General features: G+C 64.8%; 13 protein-coding genes. 5 read left to right on the forward strand and 8 right to left on the reverse strand.

The window, feature by feature from the left end:
- Nucleotides 1-157: 157 nt before the first annotated feature.
- From AB0C34_RS08285 to rpmH, 8 genes are all read right to left on the reverse strand, one after another.
- Nucleotides 158-1,165, reverse strand: coding sequence for a ParB/RepB/Spo0J family partition protein (locus AB0C34_RS08285; protein ID WP_357068869.1), 1,008 nt, complete (start codon nucleotides 1,163-1,165; stop codon nucleotides 158-160).
- A gap of 73 nt (nucleotides 1,166-1,238) precedes the next feature.
- The gene (locus tag AB0C34_RS08290) at nucleotides 1,239-2,249 is read right to left on the reverse strand and encodes a ParA family protein (RefSeq protein WP_357068871.1); all 1,011 of its coding nucleotides are present in this window, start codon (nucleotides 2,247-2,249) and stop codon (nucleotides 1,239-1,241) included.
- A gap of 2,124 nt (nucleotides 2,250-4,373) precedes the next feature.
- Nucleotides 4,374-5,168, reverse strand: coding sequence for a 16S rRNA (guanine(527)-N(7))-methyltransferase RsmG (rsmG, locus tag AB0C34_RS08295; RefSeq protein ID WP_357068873.1), 795 nt, complete (start codon nucleotides 5,166-5,168; stop codon nucleotides 4,374-4,376).
- 130 nt (nucleotides 5,169-5,298) lie between these two features.
- On the reverse strand, nucleotides 5,299-5,805 hold the full coding sequence (locus AB0C34_RS08300) for a protein jag (protein WP_357070063.1): 507 nt from the start codon (nucleotides 5,803-5,805) through the stop codon (nucleotides 5,299-5,301).
- 158 nt (nucleotides 5,806-5,963) lie between these two features.
- Nucleotides 5,964-7,052, reverse strand: a complete 1,089-nt coding sequence (gene yidC / locus AB0C34_RS08305; protein WP_357068875.1) for a membrane protein insertase YidC — start codon at nucleotides 7,050-7,052, stop codon at nucleotides 5,964-5,966.
- 4 nt (nucleotides 7,053-7,056) lie between these two features.
- Complete coding sequence (yidD, locus tag AB0C34_RS08310; protein ID WP_357068877.1) at nucleotides 7,057-7,452, reverse strand: membrane protein insertion efficiency factor YidD; 396 nt, start codon at nucleotides 7,450-7,452, stop codon at nucleotides 7,057-7,059.
- Nucleotides 7,449-7,877, reverse strand: coding sequence for a ribonuclease P protein component (gene rnpA / locus AB0C34_RS08315; RefSeq protein WP_357068880.1), 429 nt, complete (start codon nucleotides 7,875-7,877; stop codon nucleotides 7,449-7,451). Before rnpA ends, yidD begins: the two co-directional genes overlap by 4 nt.
- A 21-nt stretch (nucleotides 7,878-7,898) precedes the next feature.
- On the reverse strand, nucleotides 7,899-8,042 hold the full coding sequence (gene rpmH, locus AB0C34_RS08320; protein ID WP_003942540.1) for a 50S ribosomal protein L34: 144 nt from the start codon (nucleotides 8,040-8,042) through the stop codon (nucleotides 7,899-7,901).
- Nucleotides 8,043-8,690: 648 nt separating this feature from the next.
- On the opposite strand from rpmH, the gene dnaA reads away from it, so the two are divergent.
- From dnaA to gyrB, 5 genes are all read left to right on the forward strand, one after another.
- Nucleotides 8,691-10,619: a chromosomal replication initiator protein DnaA gene (dnaA, locus tag AB0C34_RS08325; protein ID WP_357068882.1), complete on the forward strand. Its 1,929-nt coding sequence runs from the start codon at nucleotides 8,691-8,693 to the stop codon at nucleotides 10,617-10,619.
- A gap of 834 nt (nucleotides 10,620-11,453) precedes the next feature.
- Nucleotides 11,454-12,635 (forward strand): DNA polymerase III subunit beta, encoded by a 1,182-nt coding sequence (gene dnaN / locus AB0C34_RS08330; protein WP_357068884.1) that lies wholly within the window; start codon nucleotides 11,454-11,456, stop codon nucleotides 12,633-12,635.
- A gap of 243 nt (nucleotides 12,636-12,878) precedes the next feature.
- Entirely contained in the window at nucleotides 12,879-14,117 is a 1,239-nt protein-coding gene (gene recF, locus AB0C34_RS08335; protein ID WP_357068886.1) for a DNA replication/repair protein RecF, read from the forward strand.
- Between the two features lie 444 nt (nucleotides 14,118-14,561).
- The gene (locus tag AB0C34_RS08340; RefSeq protein ID WP_357068888.1) at nucleotides 14,562-15,131 is read left to right on the forward strand and encodes a DUF721 family protein; all 570 of its coding nucleotides are present in this window, start codon (nucleotides 14,562-14,564) and stop codon (nucleotides 15,129-15,131) included.
- 816 nt (nucleotides 15,132-15,947) lie between these two features.
- On the forward strand, nucleotides 15,948-17,993 hold the full coding sequence (gene gyrB, locus AB0C34_RS08345; RefSeq protein ID WP_357068890.1) for a DNA topoisomerase (ATP-hydrolyzing) subunit B: 2,046 nt from the start codon (nucleotides 15,948-15,950) through the stop codon (nucleotides 17,991-17,993).
- Nucleotides 17,994-18,001: the final 8 nt, after the last annotated feature.

Consider the following 18,001-nt stretch of genomic DNA (forward strand, 5'->3'; position numbering starts at 1 on the left):
TCATTCCATATCGCTGTGCTGTTGGTTAGAAGAACATGTGGTGCTCTATCGGGAGGCGTGCCCGCCCCGCGACTCGTGTAAACCCACACTGTCACAGTGACGTTTCGGCCGTGGACTCACACCTATCGAAATCACGAGTTACTTTTTGTCACTTCTGTCACACGCCGGAAGTGCTTTGCTCCATCAGGGCGACGATGCGCTCGAGGTCTTCGACCGAACCGAACTCGACGACGATCTTCCCCTTACGCTTGCCGAGGCTTACAGTGACCCGGGTGTCGAACGAACCGGACAACCGCTCTGCTACGTCCTGCAGGCCCGGCATCTGAATCGGCTTCCGCTGAGGAGCGGGGGAGGGCACCGCGGTATCGAGATCACGGTTCGCCAGCGTGACAGCTTCCTCCGTCGCACGAACCGATAGTCCCTCGGCGACGATGCGGGTAGCCAGTACCTCTTGGGCATCCGCACCCGCCTCCAGACCGAGCAGTGCCCGTGCGTGTCCTGCGGACAGCACGCCCGCCGCGACCCGGCGCTGCACCGGGATCGGCAGCTTCAGCAGACGAATCATGTTTGTCACCACCGGGCGGGAACGACCGATCCGGGCCGCCAATTCCTCGTGCGTGACATCGAATTCCTCCAGCAACTGCTGGTAGGCCGCCGCTTCCTCGAGCGGGTTCAACTGCACCCGGTGGATATTCTCCAACAGGGCGTCGCGCAGCATCGACTCGTCCGACGTCTCCCGGACGATCGCCGGGATGGTGACCAGACCGGCCTCCTGGCATGCCCGCCACCGCCGCTCGCCCATGACGAGTTGATAGCGGTCGACTCCCGCCTCGACCCTGCGCACCACGATCGGTTGCATCAGGCCGAACTCACGGATCGAGTGCACCAGTTCGCTTAGTGCTTCTTCATCGAAGGCCGTGCGGGGTTGCTTGGGGTTCGGCTGGATCTGATCCGGGGGGATCTCTCGGTAGCTCGCCGCAAGTTCGGCGCTTTCGTCAGCGGGATCGGGGACCCGATGTAGGTACGTCGAGGCGGGCTGCGGGCCGATGGGATCGAGACCGATAACGCTCGCAGCCGCGCTGCTGAGGCCTGGCGAAGCCGCCGGTGCCGTGGGGATCAGCGCGGCAAGACCGCGCCCGAGCCCACCCTTCTTCGCCTGGCTCATCGGTCTATCGGTCCCTTCTTCGTTTCGCCACCAAACCGGACTTGCCGAGCATCAGCTCGGCAGACACACCGAGTCACTCGACCGGCCCCATTGCGGCAGCCTGGGGGGCTACCGCACGAGACGCCATCTCACGTCCAGCATCCAGGTAGCTCATCGCACCCCGGGAGCCTGGATCATAATCGAGCACCGTCATGCCATACCCCGGTGCCTCCGACACCTTCACACTGCGCGGAATCACCGACCGCAGTACCACATCGCCGAAGTGCCCACGGACCTCTTCCGCGACCTGGTCGGCCAACTTGGTCCGGCCGTCGTACATCGTGAGGATCACCGTGGAGACATGGAGTTCAGGATTCAGGTGCGCCTGCACCAGACCGATATTGCGGAGCAGCTGACCCACACCTTCCAGCGCGTAGTACTCGCACTGGATCGGGATCAGCACCTCCTTGGCCGCGACCATCGCGTTGACCGTCAACAAACCCAACGAAGGCGGACAGTCGATCATCACGTAATCGATGTCGTACCCGGCAATATTCGCCTCCTGAATGGCGGCTTTCAGTCTGCCCTCCCTGGCCACCATCGACACCAGTTCGATCTCGGCGCCGGCCAGATCGATGGTCGCGGGGATACACAACAGGCGTTCGCTGTGCGGGCTCTGCTGGATCGCATCCTTGACGGAGACCTCACCGATGAGGAGTTCATAGCTGGAGGGCACGCCCGAGTGATGCTCGATGCCCAGGGCCGTGCTGGCGTTGCCCTGCGGATCGAGATCTATCACGAGAACCGTCATCCCCTGATGTGCCAGGGCTGCCGCCAGATTCACCGCGGTGGTGGTCTTGCCGACACCGCCTTTCTGATTGGCGATCGTGATGATGCGCTGCTCGTGCGGTTTCGGCACTGTCACCTTTCCTGGGTGGAGGATCTGACTTGCACGTTGGGCCTCGGCGGCTATCGGGGTCTCACTGGCAGAGATGTGCCCGAACGGTGTGCTTCCGAATGACTCCGCGTCGAAACTGCTGGAGTCCAGCATTCCCGGCACGCGCGACGTAGTTTCCCGTGAAACATTCGCCGAACCGCTCGACATACACAGCTCCTAACCCGAGAACTTCAGACCACGTGCACTCGCCAGGCGAAATCGACGCGGTGCCTGTAACAGCATTCGTCGGAACGAACAGATGCCCAACCGGGTTCGCGGCGCCCGATCGACCGAGCGGAGCCTTGCCGCTGTGACAACCAGATCATCCGTGGCACCTACGCTCACGCCCGACGCACACTAGCTTGCCAGCACTGGGCGCGATTAGAAAGCTGAATCGCGGCGAGACGCATATCGACACGCAAATCTGCCCGATTCGCGTGTCGATGTCCGCTGTTTCACAGGAAACGTCGCGGCCGGACGACGGTTTCAGCCGGTTCAGCGACTGGAAAGTATTAGCCTCCACGACAGAAGGGGCTCGTACCTCTCCAAACGAGGCCGGAACCGGTTGACTGACTGCGCCTTCGCTGACCGCCATCCTCTTACACCGGAATCATCGCGCGCCGGCGGACGGCGATGACCAGCCGCCACTTTTACGCCGAGGCGACAACCCTGCCGGCGCGGGAATCAGTACCGATTTCATTCGAGGAGCACGAGAGTCGTCGTCAATCGCGCAGGCACGAGCGTGTCGTGCACAACCGCGCGGTTGGACCGGCGGCGCGGTCCAGTCACAGACAAGATTACCTCCGTGCCCACACTGCCTCCTTCCTGGTGACGCCCGTCCGGACTGCCGCACGAATCCGTGCGGTCAGCGATCTCGTCGATCCCGCAACGGCAGTCGTGTGGGCATACCGTCCGCGCCGCACCAATGAAATCCGGAGATCCCCCGACGCATGTTTCACGTGAATCCATGTGGGCGAGCCCGTGAGTCGATGAGGCGATCGGCAAATGCCGCCCCGTCAGCGTCACACCACCGAGCAGTGCCGCGGTGCCACATCCAGAACCGAAAGCCACTGGCACGATCTTCCTGCCACGCAACGCGTGCAACATACCCGGTAACACTCCACCCGCACTCCCGACGGTGATCGTCCGATTATGACGTCGATCAATCGCACCAAGTTGCCGAGAGGCGCACGACGCGGTGTGGCGCGTAAAGGCTGACCTGATCGAGGAGGCGCAGCCGAACCGGCCCGCCGCATGACCTCCGAGTGGTGGCCTCGCGAGATCGACTCCCGAAAGCGCTGAGTTCGAAATCCCTAGGAGCACAGACGTTCCGTGACGACCACGCGGTGATAGGGCGAAGTACGGGCGGCCAATCACCAGGGCGCGTCCCGGGACCCCTTGATTCACGTGAAACATTGGCTAGCAGCCGGTGCTCGGCTCACAACCCGGCGGCCGCAGGACCGTCCATTGTTGCGGCACGTGTGACCGTGTGGTTCGCCCACAGTGGCGAACCTGGGTCCGACCGACCCAATCGGCAGCGCGACGCGCGGCTGAGACTTTCCACGAGCATCGCACGGAAACAAGTGAGCTCAGTCCCCAGCGACCCGCCTGGCGCCCTAGCGGAAGACCGCAGACGAGACTGTGACACAGCGGTCGCGGACGTGCCGGAACCCGCCCACTCCGATCACCGTGCAGCTGGTACAGAGTTACCGCTCCGACGCCGGCCTTCTTCAGGGTGGCGTAGTGCGAACGTCCGGACGTCCGCGCCAGTGGCGATCTTGTCAGTCCCGCGAGGGCGGCGGATCTCGCGTGGGCAGGGCAGGGTAGACACCCACCGGCGTGGCGCAGCTGCACCCAGTCATCAGGTTGCGACCATGGCCAGGGAGGAGGCCTCCAGCGTTGGCGATTTCTGACGTCACCGAAGTAGAGGTCTCATAGTCCGCCGCAATGCGCGGCTCGCTCCTGCCAGCCGGTTGATCCTCGTCCGAAGATGTTGTCCGGGTGGCCGATCGACAGGGCGCGTCCAGGCTCCGTGATTCACGTGAAACATCGGCGAGCGGCCGGTGCTCGACTCACAGCCCGGCGGGCGCGTAGGCCCGTTCGCTACGTGTCGAGAACGCTGAGATGGGCTGTCGCCATCCCGCAAGACGGTCGCTTTCCGTCAGGGTGACGAAATGCAGTAGCTATAAGGGTTGCCCATCACCTGTTTGCCATCGACCGCGCTCGCCAGGTCGATGGAAGGCACTTGCCACGCTGCCTGCGTCTGCACAGCGGACAACGAACCCACTGCTACTACTCAGCCTTCCGAGCCGCGCGCCTGGCGCGCCTTTGCTCGCCCGCCTCAACGCGACTCGCCTTCTTCGCACTGCGTTCAACCGTCCGCTCCGCACGCCGACGCGAACTCCGCTCGGCACGCGGGAGGCGCTCGGCGCTGATCACCATGGTCGGTGTGGACACCGAACCCACGCCGCATTCGAGGACGACCACGTTTCCAGCGCCCGCCCGGGCGAGTGCGTCTCCGTCGCGCTGGAGTTCCTCCACCGCACTGGCACCCTTGAGCGCGAGCATGTGTCCATGGTCGCGGAGGAGAGGCAGCGACCACTGGGCGAGCTTCCCCAACGGAGCGACCGCGCGAGACGTGACGACGTCCGCCCCACCTGCTTCCTTCATCACACCGGACTGTTCGGCGCGCCCGCGTACCACGGTCACGTCCAATCCGGCGGACTCGATGAACTCGCTGAGGAAGATGGTGCGACGTAGCAGCGGCTCGACCAAGGTGATCCGCAAGTCCGGGCGCGCGATCGCGAGCGGGATGCCCGGGAGCCCGGCGCCACTACCGATATCGACCACGGAAGCGCCCTCGGCGATCAGTTCGCCGAGCACCGCACAGTTGAGAATGTGTCGATCCCAGAGGCGCGGGACCTCGCGAGGTCCAATCAGGCCGCGCTCAACGCCGGCGGTCGCGAGTTCCGCGCAGTACCGCCGGGCGAGATCGAGTCGGTCACCGAAGATGGCCGTCGCCGCCGCCGGTGCCGGCGGTTCCAGCTGGGCAGGCACCTCAGTGGTTCCACCGAGATCTCGTTCCACGTGAAACATCCTTCCGAACTCGAATCGATCAGGGAGCGAGCAGTCAGGCGCCGGGCACGAATAAGGCCTCCAGTCCGGAGACCAGAGGCCCTATCCAACCACTACCGGTCCGCAACCGGAACTGCGGTGTTCAGGAGGGCACGACGACCACGTGACGGTTCGGCTCGACACCTTCGCTCTCGCTGCTGACACCGTCCACCGCGGCCACCGCGTCGTGCACGATCTTGCGTTCGAACGGGGTCATCGGCGCCAGCGACTCCGGCGCACCCGATTCCAGCACTCGCTGCGCCGCGGCCGCGCCCAGCGCGCTCAGCTCGGACCGCCGCTTGGCCCGCCAACCGGCCACGTCCAGCATCAACCTGCTGCGCACGCCAGTCGACTGTTGGACAGCAAGCCGGGTCAACTCTTGCAGGGCGTCGAGCACCTCGCCGTTGTGGCCGACGAGTTTCGACAGGTCGCGGCCGCCGTCGATGCTCACGATGGCGCGGTCACCTTCCACGTCGAGATCTATATCGCCGTCGAAGTCGAGTACGTCGAGCAACTGCTCGAGGTAGTCACCAGCGATCTCGCCTTCTTCGATCAGTGCATCCTCGGCATCGCTCACGACATCGCCGGTGTCCGTCTCGGCGTTCACCATGGTCGTCGCCACTGTGGCGTCCCCTCCGTCAGTCTCAACAGTCATTTGATTTCCTTCATCTGCTCATCGCACGCGCCGGGCGCTGGCCGCCGGACGGTATTCGCGATCAAGGGTTGCTCAGCGATCGAGACGGACCGACCCGCCTATCGATCGTGTGGTCAGCGCCTGCGCTTCTGGTTCGCCCTGCCCCGGCCGCCCGGGCGTTTCTGGCCGCTCGAACGGCGTTGGCCTGCGGTCTGATTCGTCGGCTTGGCGGTGCCGTTCGTCGACGGAGCACTATCGGCATCGACATCTTCTTCGGCCGACGTGGCATCGGCCGGCGAGGCCTGCTTCTTCTTCACGTTGACCGGTTTGGCGCCTGGCTTCGGCGCGTTCTGTGCGCGCTGCTCCAGTTTCGCTTGCTTCTTGGCTTCTTCTTCCTTCGCCATCCGACCGAAGACGAGGTGTTGCTGCCCGTAGGTCCAGATGTTATTCGAAACCCAGTACAGCAGGATCGCGATCGGCAGGAAGGGACCACCGACGAGTACGCCGAGCGGGAACACCCACAGGGCGAGCTTGTTCATCATCGCGGCCTGCGGGTTGGCAGCAGCCTCCGGAGTCTGCCGCGCGACCGAGGCACGCGCATTGAAGTGAGTCGCCAGACCGGCGATAACCATCAGGGGAATGGCGACCAGCGCGATGCTCAACTTGGACGGCACACCACCGTAACTCGCGAAGGCCTGCAGTTCATTGACCGGCGTGGTGATGAACGCGGAGATCGGCGCACCGAAGATACGAGCGCTGAGGAAGGACTGGACGTCGGTGGCGCTGAAGACGTAGTTCGCGGTGTTCGCGTTCTGCTCGGGCGTCATGGCCAGTTGGCCGATGCCGTGGCCGGTCCGGTTGAACGATCGCAGCACATGGAACAGGCCCAAGAACACCGGTACCTGAGCGAGGATCGGCAGACAGCCCATCAACGGGTTGAAGCCGTTGTCCTTTTGTAGTTTCTGCATCTCGGTCGCCATCTTCTGGCGATCGTTCTTGTACTTCTTCTGCAGCTCCTTGATCTGGGGCTGCAGTTCTTGCATCTGTTTGGTGGTGCGCACCTGCTTCACGAACGGCTTGTAGAGCACCAGGCGCAAGGTGAACACCAGGAACACCACGGCCAGCGCCCAGGTGAGACCGTTGTCCGCGCCGAACGCGAACCCGAAGACCCGATGCCAGAACCAGAGGATCCAGGACACCGGGTAATAAATGAAGTCGAGCACGGCTCTATGCACTCCCGTCGTTCGTGTCGCCGATCACCGCGTGCGGTGATCCTTTACAAGCGTTCGGTCCCGACGGCGGTTCGGCAGGCAGGCTCGGTTCCTGCGGCGCCGCGTCGGTTGCCTCGTCCGCTGGCTCGGGGCGAACAGTGCTCCGCTTCCGTTCCGGGACGGGGTCCCACCCACCAGGGTGCCAGGGCGCGCATTTGGCCAAGCGCACGACCGCCAATACGAGGCCGATGAACAGGCCTCGAGTGCGCAACGCAGTGACCGCGTACTCGCTACAGGTCGGGGTGAATCGACACACCGGCATGCGGGTGGGGGAGACATAGGTCCGATACAGCTCGATCAGAAAAATCAGCGCGTCGGCGGGCAGTCGGGCGATTCTCGTGGAAACGCTCACATCGCACCGCCCGACCGCCTCGTACCGGAGGCGCCCAACTTGCGCAGTGCGCCGCGCAGTTGGCGGAGCAAATCGTCAGAGGACGCTGTCGCGGCACCCGGCAGTGCCCGGACCACGACATCGGTCTCGGCGGGCAGCTCGGCGATCACCTGGGCGCACATATGACGCAGGCGGCGGGCGACGCGGTGTCGAATCACCGCGTTGCCCACCGCCTTGCTGACGATCAACCCGAAGCGCGGTCCGCCTACGCACACCAGCGCATCGTTCGGGATCGGATCATCGTGTCGCCTATTCGCGCCCACTACTCCGTCATACCCGTGCACGAACGTGTGCACGACCAGATCAGGCCTCCCGATTCGCTGGCCGCGGCGCACCGTCCGGGAGAAGTCGGCACGATGATGCAACCGATACGGCTCAGGCAACACCCGAGCGTCCGAGAGCGAGGATCAGGCAGTGAGGGAGTCGCGGCCCTTGCGGCGACGCGCCGAGACGATGGCGCGGCCCGCGCGGGTACGCATCCGGAGGCGGAACCCGTGGACCCGCGCCCGACGACGGTTGTTCGGCTGGAACGTCCGCTTGCCCTTGGCCACGGTCAACACTCCTCGAGTAGGTGGGCACCAGGTGGTGCCCAAAGCTTGTTCGGTGATACAGATAGTGCGCGAATGAATCACAAGTCCGGTCATCATCAGCGCGCGTCGGTCCTGGCGCACAGTAGGTCGATCACGACCTACACGCGGTCAGCACAAGACCGCCACCGCACCAAGGGGTGACTGTACGAGGGTACTGATCGGCTCGGGACGGGTCAAACTCGCCCCACCCTGCCCGATCAGGCGGCTTTACCAGGCAGAATCCCGTCTCGATTGATCAGTCACTCGGCAGTGACAATGAGTTCGTCCACGCCCCTGGCCACCGTTCGGCTCGACCACCGCAATTTCTTAGCCAGAAGATTGCTACAGAACCGCAGGTAGTAGCGGTGCAACCGTCATGCGCACGGACGTTTCGCATTTCCCCAGGGTTTTCCACATCTGTGGATAATTGTGTGGAAAGAGGCCTGGAGTGGCATATTCGTAGGGCCGACGGTGCCACGTCGCTGCCCGGATGGGGGACCAGGGCAGCGTCCGAACCGGTTACGGGCGCACGCAGGATCACGGGATCGACCCCGAGCATGGTCGTACCACACCTTCCCCGCGTGCCCCGGCCGTCTGCTCCTATCGACCTACTTCCGGGGAGGAAACTGCATGGACGACGAGCAGAATGTGTTGGCCACCGTGTGGCCCGAGGTTGTCACCGAACTGACCACCGGCTCACCGGATGGCGCCATCCCGCCGGTGACCAGAGCACAGCAGGCCTGGCTGAAGCTGGTCAAACCGCTCACGGTCGCACAGGGTTTCGCCCTGCTTTCGGTACCATCGTCGCTGGCTCAAGAAGCTATCGAACGTGATCTGCGCGAGCCCATCCTGCGCTCCCTCGCCCGACGGCTCGGGCCCCAGGTCGAGGGACTCGGTGTCCGGATCGCGGCGCCGGCAACGCAGACCGTCGACCGACAGACCAACAATCCTCGGCACGCGAGGATGACCAGCAGACCCGAGCGGGCACGCGATACCGGGCGTGGCCCGGCCGGGTACCCGGGGTCCGACTTCCAAGGCCGTGACGAGTACCAGGCGCCCCGGTATGCACAAACCGCCGACTTCGCCCCGGCTCCGTCCTACCGCGATGGTTCCGACTATTCCGATACCGGTTACGGGCAGAAATACGTGCCCCAGGAGGAGTACCGCCAGCCGGAATACGCCCGTCCCGACTATCCGACGCGTGGCGAGTACTCCGCGACAGCCGAGTTCCCCTCCGTGTCGGCCACCGATCAAGGACCGCGGCGCGAATCCGGCCTTGCGCCGCGTCGTGAGCAGGCCATTCCGCCTGGTCAGGAGTCGTTGTTCAACCCCGAACCGGGTCCAGGCGGGATGCGAGGTCCGGCGCATGCCCCCGTGCGTGAATCTGCGGAGGCCGATGACAACGGGCTGGCGCGCGAGTCGGTCGGCGACAACCCGCGTGACCGCGACGACGAGCCTGTGGTGAACGTCCGCAACTCCTGGCCTACCTATTTCACCAAGTCGCAGGAGTCTCCGGCGCCCTCGAATTCCTCGGCCAGTCTGAACGCGAAGTACACCTTCGAGACGTTCGTCATCGGTGCGTCCAACCGCTTCGCGCACGCGGCGGCCGTCGCGATCGCCGAGGCACCCGCGCGCGCCTACAACCCACTGTTCGTCTGGGGCGCTTCCGGACTCGGCAAGACGCACCTGCTGCACGCCGCGGGCCATTACGCGCAGCGCCTGTTTCCCGGCATGCGGGTGAAATACGTCTCGACCGAAGAGTTCACCAACGACTTCATCAACAGCCTGCGCGACGACCGCAAAGTGGCCTTCAAGCGCCGCTACCGCGAGACCGACATCCTCTTGGTCGACGACATCCAGTTCATCGAGGGCAAGGAAGGTATCCAGGAGGAGTTCTTCCACACCTTCAACACCTTGCACAACGCGAACAAGCAGATCGTCGTGTCCTCCGACCGTCCGCCCAAGCAGTTGGCCACCCTGGAGGAGCGACTGCGGACGCGGTTCGAGTGGGGCCTGATCACCGATGTGCAGCCACCCGAGTTGGAAACCCGGATCGCCATCCTGCGCAAAAAGGCTCGGATGGACCGACTCGATGTCCCGCACGACGTGCTGGAACTGATCGCCAGCCGGGTGGAGCGCAACATCCGCGAACTGGAAGGCGCGCTGATCCGGGTGACCGCGTTCGCGTCGCTGAACGGTCAGCCACTGGATCTGCCGCTGGCTGAGGTGGTGCTCCGCGATTTGATGCCCGACACGGCGGCACTCGAGATCAACGCGGCCACGATCATGGCCGTCACCGCCGAGTACTTCAACACCACGCTGGAAGAACTCACGGGCCCAGGCAAGGCGCGGCCGCTTGCGCAGGCAAGGCAGATCGCCATGTACCTGTGCCGTGAGTTGACCGACCTGTCACTGCCGAAGATCGGGCAGGCGTTCGGGCGCGACCACACCACGGTGATGTACGCGGAGAAGAAAGTGCGCAAGGAGATGACCGAGCGGCGCCGCGTGTACGACCAGGTGCAAGAACTCACAGCCCGAATCAAGCAGCGCTCACGCTGAACTCCATACACACCTGAGCACCGCCCCTGACCTGGGGCGGTGCTTTTTTGTGGGTTGTGGATTCCTCGAGGAATCCCTGTGGATTCCTCGAGGAATCCACCGGTTGTCCACCGATTCGTTCACAGGTGGCGGAGCGCGTCCGTCGGCGGCAACTCACAGGCCGAATTCAACAGGTTCCACATCGATGGTTGCGCACAGCCCTTGACCAGTACATGTCCGGATTCAGCCCTGTGGATTCCTCGAGGAATCCATGTGGAGTCCTCGAGGAATCCTCGAGTTGTCCACGATTTCGTGCACAGGTGTGCACAACTGGGTGAATCCGGTGGAACAACTCGAGGAGCGCTCGAGGATGAACGGGGGACAACTGGTGAGCCTCCACAGCCCCCTCGTGTTCATCCTCGAGACACCCCAAGCTCATCCCCACGCCACCGCACCTTCTGGCCAGCGGATTCGGCAGCAGTCCACAGAATCCACAGTGCCTATTACTACTTCAGTTCTTCTCTTGAGAGATCTCTCTTCAAAACAGGGTGTGTGGAAAGTTGGTCGAGGAACGAACATTCGGAACCGCTCCGGTTTTCGGCAGGGAGACGACGCGGTCCGGTCCCACGCACAGCATTCCGTGGTCTGCGTCTCCGGCACACCCCGTCGCGGCGCCGGAGACGTAGACAGCGGCAACCACCGGAGGGTCGGGCTAGGTACACGTCTCACACGCGGGTACGGTTTGATGTCGGTCGCCTGTGCCAGACTTTCGAAGGCGATTCGACAGAACCCTTTCGAGAACCGACACTGACGAGCCGACACAGATCACGGAACCGGGAGAGGACAAATCGGGCCATGGAGCTTGCAAGCATGAAGTTTCGGGTCGCCCGAGAGGACTTCGCCGAGTCCGTCGCCTGGGTGGCGCGCAGCCTCCCGTCCCGGCCTCCCGTTCCGGTGCTCGGCGGTGTGTTGCTGGTCGCGGGCGAGGACGGTCTGACCGTCTCCGGGTTCGATTACGAAGTCTCCGCACAGATGCGGGTGGCGGCCGAGGTCGCAGGTCCGGGCGAGGTCCTCGTTTCCGGTCGTCTGCTGGCCGACATCACCAAGGCGCTGTCCAACAAGCCCGTCGACGTCTCGGTCGACGGCACCCGTGTGCTGATCAGCTGTGGCAGTGCGAAATTCTCCCTACCGACGATGCCGGTCGAGGACTATCCCCAGCTTCCCGAGGTGCCACAGCAGACCGGTGAACTGAGTGTGGATGTTTTCGCCGAGGCCGTCGGCCAGGTTGCGGTCGCGGCGGGCCGCGACGACACCCTTCCAATGCTGACCGGTATCCGAGTGGAGATCGAGGGGTCGCAGGTCGTGCTCGCGGCCACCGATCGGTTCCGTCTCGCCGTCCGGCACATCGAATGGCAGCCCACCCGGGCCGACGTGGCGACCGCGGTGCTGATCCCGGCCAAGACGCTGTCCGAGGCAGCCAAGACGCTCGGCCCCTCCGACGCTCCCGTTCAACTGTCCCTCGGCACCGGCACCGGCGCGGGGGCGGACGGCCTGCTCGGCATCGTCAATGCGGGCCGCAGGACCACCACCCGCCTGCTGGACGCGGAATTCCCCAAGTTCCGCCAGCTGCTGCCGAAGGAACACACCTCGATCGCCACTCTTGCGGTGGCGGCACTGACCGAGGCCATCAAGCGCGTCGCGCTGGTCGCCGAGCGTGGCGCCCAGGTGCGGCTCGAGTTTTCCGCTGACGGTCTGCTGCTGTCCGCGGGCGGCGACGACGCAGGACGCGCCGAAGAGTGGCTGGAGGCTGATTTCCGCGGCGAGTCGCTCACCATCGCGTTCAACCCCGGCTACCTCATCGACGGCCTCTCCGCGCTGCGTGTCGATCGGGTAACCTTCGGCTTCACTACGCCGAGCCGGCCCGCGGTGCTGTTGCCCGCCTCCGACAAGGAGCCGGAGGTGCTCGACTCCGGCGCGTTCGCCGCGCTGTCGAGCCCGTACACCTATCTGCTGATGCCGGTCCGGCTCCCGGGCTGATCGCCGGTGCGTGATCGGGTAGCGTCCGGATCCGCACCGCGTGATCCGATTCGGGTAACCGTAGGCCACGCATCGGAACCGGCGGCGACGTCGGAAGGTGCGCGCGAATCGCACCCGACGGCACCACTTATTCACAGGTATTCCACAGGGGGCCGTCGGGCGGAAATGCTGTCGAGCCCTCTGCCGAACCTCGACAGACCAGCAGAAATGGTCGTCTCTGCCCAGGCAGGGGCGCGATAGCGGATGTTCATCCGGTCCTTGTCGCTGCGTGACTTCCGCTCATGGGAGCAGGTGGAGCTCGACTTATCCCCAGGACGAACGGTCTTCTTGGGAGCGAACGGCAACGGCAAGACCAACCTGCTGGAAGCGATCGGTTACCTGGCCGCACTCGACTCGCACCGCGTGTCTTCGGACGCTCCATTGATCAGAATGGGCACCGAACGCGCTCGGATCGGCGCGACGGTGGTCAATATCGGCCGAGAGTTGCGGATCGATATCGAGTTGAACCAGGGCAGCGCCAATCGCGCACAGATCAACCGATCGCCGGTACGCCGGACCCGCGAGATCCTGGGCATCCTGCAGACGGTGCTGTTCGCACCGGAGGATCTTTCGCTCGTGCGCGGCGACCCGGGCGAGCGTCGCCGCTTCATGGACGAGTTGTGCACAGCCCGGCTACCCAGATTGGCCGCGGTTCGCAGCGACTACGACCGGGTACTACGTCAGCGCGCCGCGTTGCTGAAATCCGCGGGGCGGCACGCCAGATCGACGGCGGACCTCGGCACCCTCGACGTGTGGGACGGGCATCTCGCTACGCATGCCGCCGTGTTGCTCGCACAACGGCTACGCCTGGTGCACGACCTCGCCCCCTATCTCGCGCAGTCCTACGCCGCGATCGCGCCCGAGTCGCGACCCGCCTCGATCGCCTATCGCAGCGCCGCGCTGCCCGCGGAATACCAGGATCCGGCCCGGGAACCGCAGTCGGCGGACACCGAGGCACTGGAGGCGATCATGCTGCGTGAACTCGCCGCGGCCCGCCCCAAGGAACTCGAGCGCGGCGTGTGCTTGGTCGGTCCCCATCGCGACGAACTCGAGTTGACCCTCGGGGAGGCGCCGGCGAAGGGATTCGCCAGCCACGGTGAGTCGTGGTCGTTCGCCTTGGCCTTACGGCTCGGCGCATTCGAACTGCTCCGCGCCACCGGCTCCGAACCGGTGCTGCTGCTCGATGACGTGTTCGCTGAACTCGACCGCCGTCGCCGCACCGCCCTCGCCGCCGTGGCCGCCGGGGCGGAGCAGGTACTGATCACCGCGGCCGTGCCGGAGGACGTGCCGGCCGAGCTTGCCGCCGCCGCACTGCGGATCGAGACGACCGGAGCACCCGACGACCGGATCTCGCGAATCTCCGAGTCGGCGCGGGCGGCGACGCAGCCGGTCACCGAGCCCGCAACCATCACCGAGTCCGATTCCGTCACCGGTTCCCCGTAATTCCGCACGGCTGGTGATTATCCCCAACTATGTCGGGCGAAACCCCTTCAAGCATCAAGGCAGTCGACGATGCTCGCGGCAGGCCCACGATGTGTGGTCCGGGCGTCGTGCTGTGCTCGGCGTCCACCAACCCGGTCTATTACAGTGACCATTCGTCGGGACCTCCGCTCCGAACGCGTGAGCGGTCGAGTCGGATCGACCATCACCTGTGGAAAACTCACCGCGGCAGGCAGCGTCGTAGCCGGTGTAGCACGCTTCGGCAACACCCGAGCGAGCGGCCGATCCCGTCCGGGAAACCCCGAGGTGGGCGTCGAACAGGTCGTTTCGCCGGTTGTCCACCGTTGCACACCGTGGGAATTTCATCGGTTGAAAACGCGTGGCGACGTTGGGGACAACTCGGCCGAACCTGGGGACAAACCAAGTGCGCACGAAGGGAGCGGGGCGATGAGCGATCAGGCCGACCAGCCCGGATCCGCCGAATCCACCGGCCAGGAATCTGAGTTGCGTGGCATCGATCTGGCCCGTCGCGCCCTGGAGGAAGCGCGCGCCGCGGCACGGGCCAGCGGCAAATCCGTCGGTCAGGGACGATCCTCGCCGCAGCGCAGGCTCCGTGCCGGTGTCCGCAGGCGCACCGGGTGGTCCGGAGCACGACCGGACGATCGCGATCCCCAGCTGCTGTCCAACCTGACCGGCTCCATCGCCAAGAACCGCGGGTGGTCGAACAAAGTGGCCGAGGGGATGGTGTTCGGCCGCTGGTCGGGAGTTGTCGGCGAGGACATCGCCGCGCACGCCACTCCGGTCACCTTGAAAGACGGCGTGCTCAGTATCGCCGCCGAGTCGACAGCCTGGGCCACCCAGCTCCGGATGCTTCAGGGGCAGATCCTGGCGAAGATCAACGCCGCCGTCGGTCACGGGGTGGTGACGTCACTGAAGATCTCCGGGCCGGCCGCGCCGAGTTGGCGCAAGGGGGAACGCCACATCAAGGGCCGCGGACCGCGCGATACCTACGGATGAGCGCAGTGGGCGGTACTCACCATCAGGCGTGCGCCGGACGGTCGTTTCACGTGGAACGCCGAGTCCCGTGGTACGTGTCGAATCGAAACTGCGCCGGGGGTGGGAGCTTGTCGGCGCTGGTCGGTTCCACTGGACCGTCGACCGTGACCCCTATCGATTGCCGCCGCGAGCTGGAGTTCGCGGTGTACGAATGCGCCGATCCCGCCGGACCGTCGCGATGGCCTGGACCGGGAGCGCCGAGACAAACGAGAGTCGGTAACACTATCGCCGAGTATCCGGACCTACCTGCGGGATTTGTAGCCGTGTCCGGTCGAGGCGTCGGTGCGGTCGGTCGTCTCTGCCGGATGCGCTTGGTGCGCCCGGCGGTCGATGCGAGGCTGTCTGTAGGTGCCGAATTCGACTCGGTCCGAGATCCCGGCGCGGTATGGGTCACCGATCTCACATCCGGCGATGCGGGGCGGCTGCGGCATCGGCGCTGTCGACTGGAGCGCGGTCCGCTGAGCAATCACGGTGGTCGCGGCGATGGTCGCGGCAACGCATCTCTCAGCCGACGCCTGATGGATGAAAACGGCCGGAAGGCGGAACCGAGTCGCGGTAATCCGATTTCTCGCATTCACGGAGCTGTCAGGGGTGTCGGAGGTGCGTTGTAAGTTGGGTGTACCAGTAGGATGGTGACGTAACTAGCGGCGATACCTTCGGCGCGTTCCGAACAGTCCTCGCGTGGCCTCTTGATTCTCGAGCAGACAATCCGGGTCTCGCGCGTGCTGTCCGATCGTTGCGTACCGAGGATCAGCAAGTAAGGAGAGCTACCGACCAGTGGCTGCCAACGACTCCAAAGCATCAGGTTCGACCACGGCGACCGGGAAGCAGGACTACGGTGCCTCCTCCATCACGGTTCTCGAGGGGCTCGAGGCGGTCCGCAAGCGTCCGGGTATGTACATCGGCTCCACCGGAGAGCGTGGTCTGCACCACCTGATCTGGGAAGTCGTCGACAACTCCGTCGACGAGGCGATGGCAGGGTACGCGACAACGGTCGAGGTCACTCTGCTGGCCGATGGCGGCGTCGAAGTGGTCGACGACGGCCGCGGCATCCCGGTCGCGATGCACGCCCAGGGCGTGCCGACCATCGAGGTCGTCATGACCCAGTTGCACGCGGGCGGCAAGTTCGACTCGGACTCCTACGCGGTGTCCGGCGGTCTGCACGGCGTCGGTATCTCCGTGGTCAACGCGCTATCGAGCCGCCTGGAGGCGGAGATCGACCGCGACGGCTTCCACTGGAGCCAGACCTACAAAGATTCCACGCCCGGCAAGTTGATCCAGGGCGAGTCGACCACCAGAACCGGCACCACCATCCGTTTCTGGGCGGACTCGGAGATCTTCGAGACCACCACCTACAACTTCGAGACGGTTGCCCGCAGGCTTCAGGAGATGGCGTTCCTGAACAAGGGGCTGACCATCAAGCTCACCGACGAACGTGTCAGCGACACCGACATCACCGACGAGGTGGTCAGCGAAACCGCCGCGGCGCCGAAGCACGCGGAGGAGATCGCCGCGCCCGCCGAGCACAAGGTGAAGACGCGGACCTACCACTACCCGGGTGGCCTGGAGGACTTCGTCCGCCACATCAACCGGACCAAGCAGCCGATCCACAACTCGGTCGTCGGATTCACCGGCAAGGGCACCGGCCACGAGCTCGAGGTCGCCATGCAGTGGAACTCGGGCTACTCCGAGTCGGTGCACACCTTCGCCAACACGATCAACACCCACGAGGGCGGCACCCACGAGGAAGGCTTCCGCGCGGCGTTGACCACTGTGGTCAACAAGTACGCCAAGGACAAGAAGCTCATCAAGGAGAAGGACGGCAACCTCACCGGTGACGACATCCGGGAGGGTTTGGCCGCCATCGTGAGCGTCAAGGTCGGCGAGCCGCAATTCGAGGGGCAGACCAAGACCAAGTTGGGCAACACCGAGGTGAAGTCGTTCGTGCAGCGCACCTGCAACGAACATCTCACCCACTGGTTCGAGGCCAATCCGGCCGACGCGAAGACGATCGTGAACAAGGCGGTGTCCTCGGCGCAGGCCCGGGTCGCCGCGCGCAAGGCGCGCGAGCTGGTGCGCCGCAAGTCCGCTACCGACCTGGGCGGACTGCCCGGCAAGCTGGCCGACTGTCGGTCCAAGGACCCGAGCAAGTCCGAGATCTACATCGTCGAGGGTGACTCCGCCGGCGGTTCGGCAAAGTCCGGCCGCGACTCGATGTACCAGGCGATCCTGCCGCTGCGCGGCAAGATCATCAACGTCGAGAAGGCACGTATCGACCGGGTCCTCAAGAACAACGAGGTCCAGTCGATCATCACCGCGTTCGGCACCGGCATCCACGACGAGTTCGATATCGCCAAGCTGCGCTACCACAAGATCGTGCTGATGGCCGACGCGGACGTCGACGGCCAGCACATCTCGACGCTGCTGCTCACGCTGCTGTTCCGATTCATGCGCCCGCTGGTCGAGCACGGTCACGTGTATCTGGCGCAGCCACCGCTGTACAAGCTCAAGTGGCAGCGCAGCGATCCGGAGTTCGCCTACTCCGACCGCGAGCGCGATGGTCTGCTCGAGGCGGGTCTCGCCGCGGGCAAGAAGATCAACAAGGACGACGGCGTGCAGCGCTACAAGGGTCTCGGCGAGATGAACGCCAAGGAGCTGTGGGAGACCACCATGGATCCCGCGGTGCGGGTCCTTCGACAGGTGACGCTCGACGACGCGGCCGCGGCCGATGAGCTGTTCTCCGTTCTGATGGGCGAGGACGTGGAGGCGCGTCGCAGCTTTATCACCCGCAATGCCAAGGACGTTCGCTTCCTCGACGTATAGCCGGCGTG

This window comes from Nocardia sp. NPDC049220, assembly GCF_040647855.1.
Lineage (GTDB): Bacteria > Actinomycetota > Actinomycetes > Mycobacteriales > Mycobacteriaceae > Nocardia.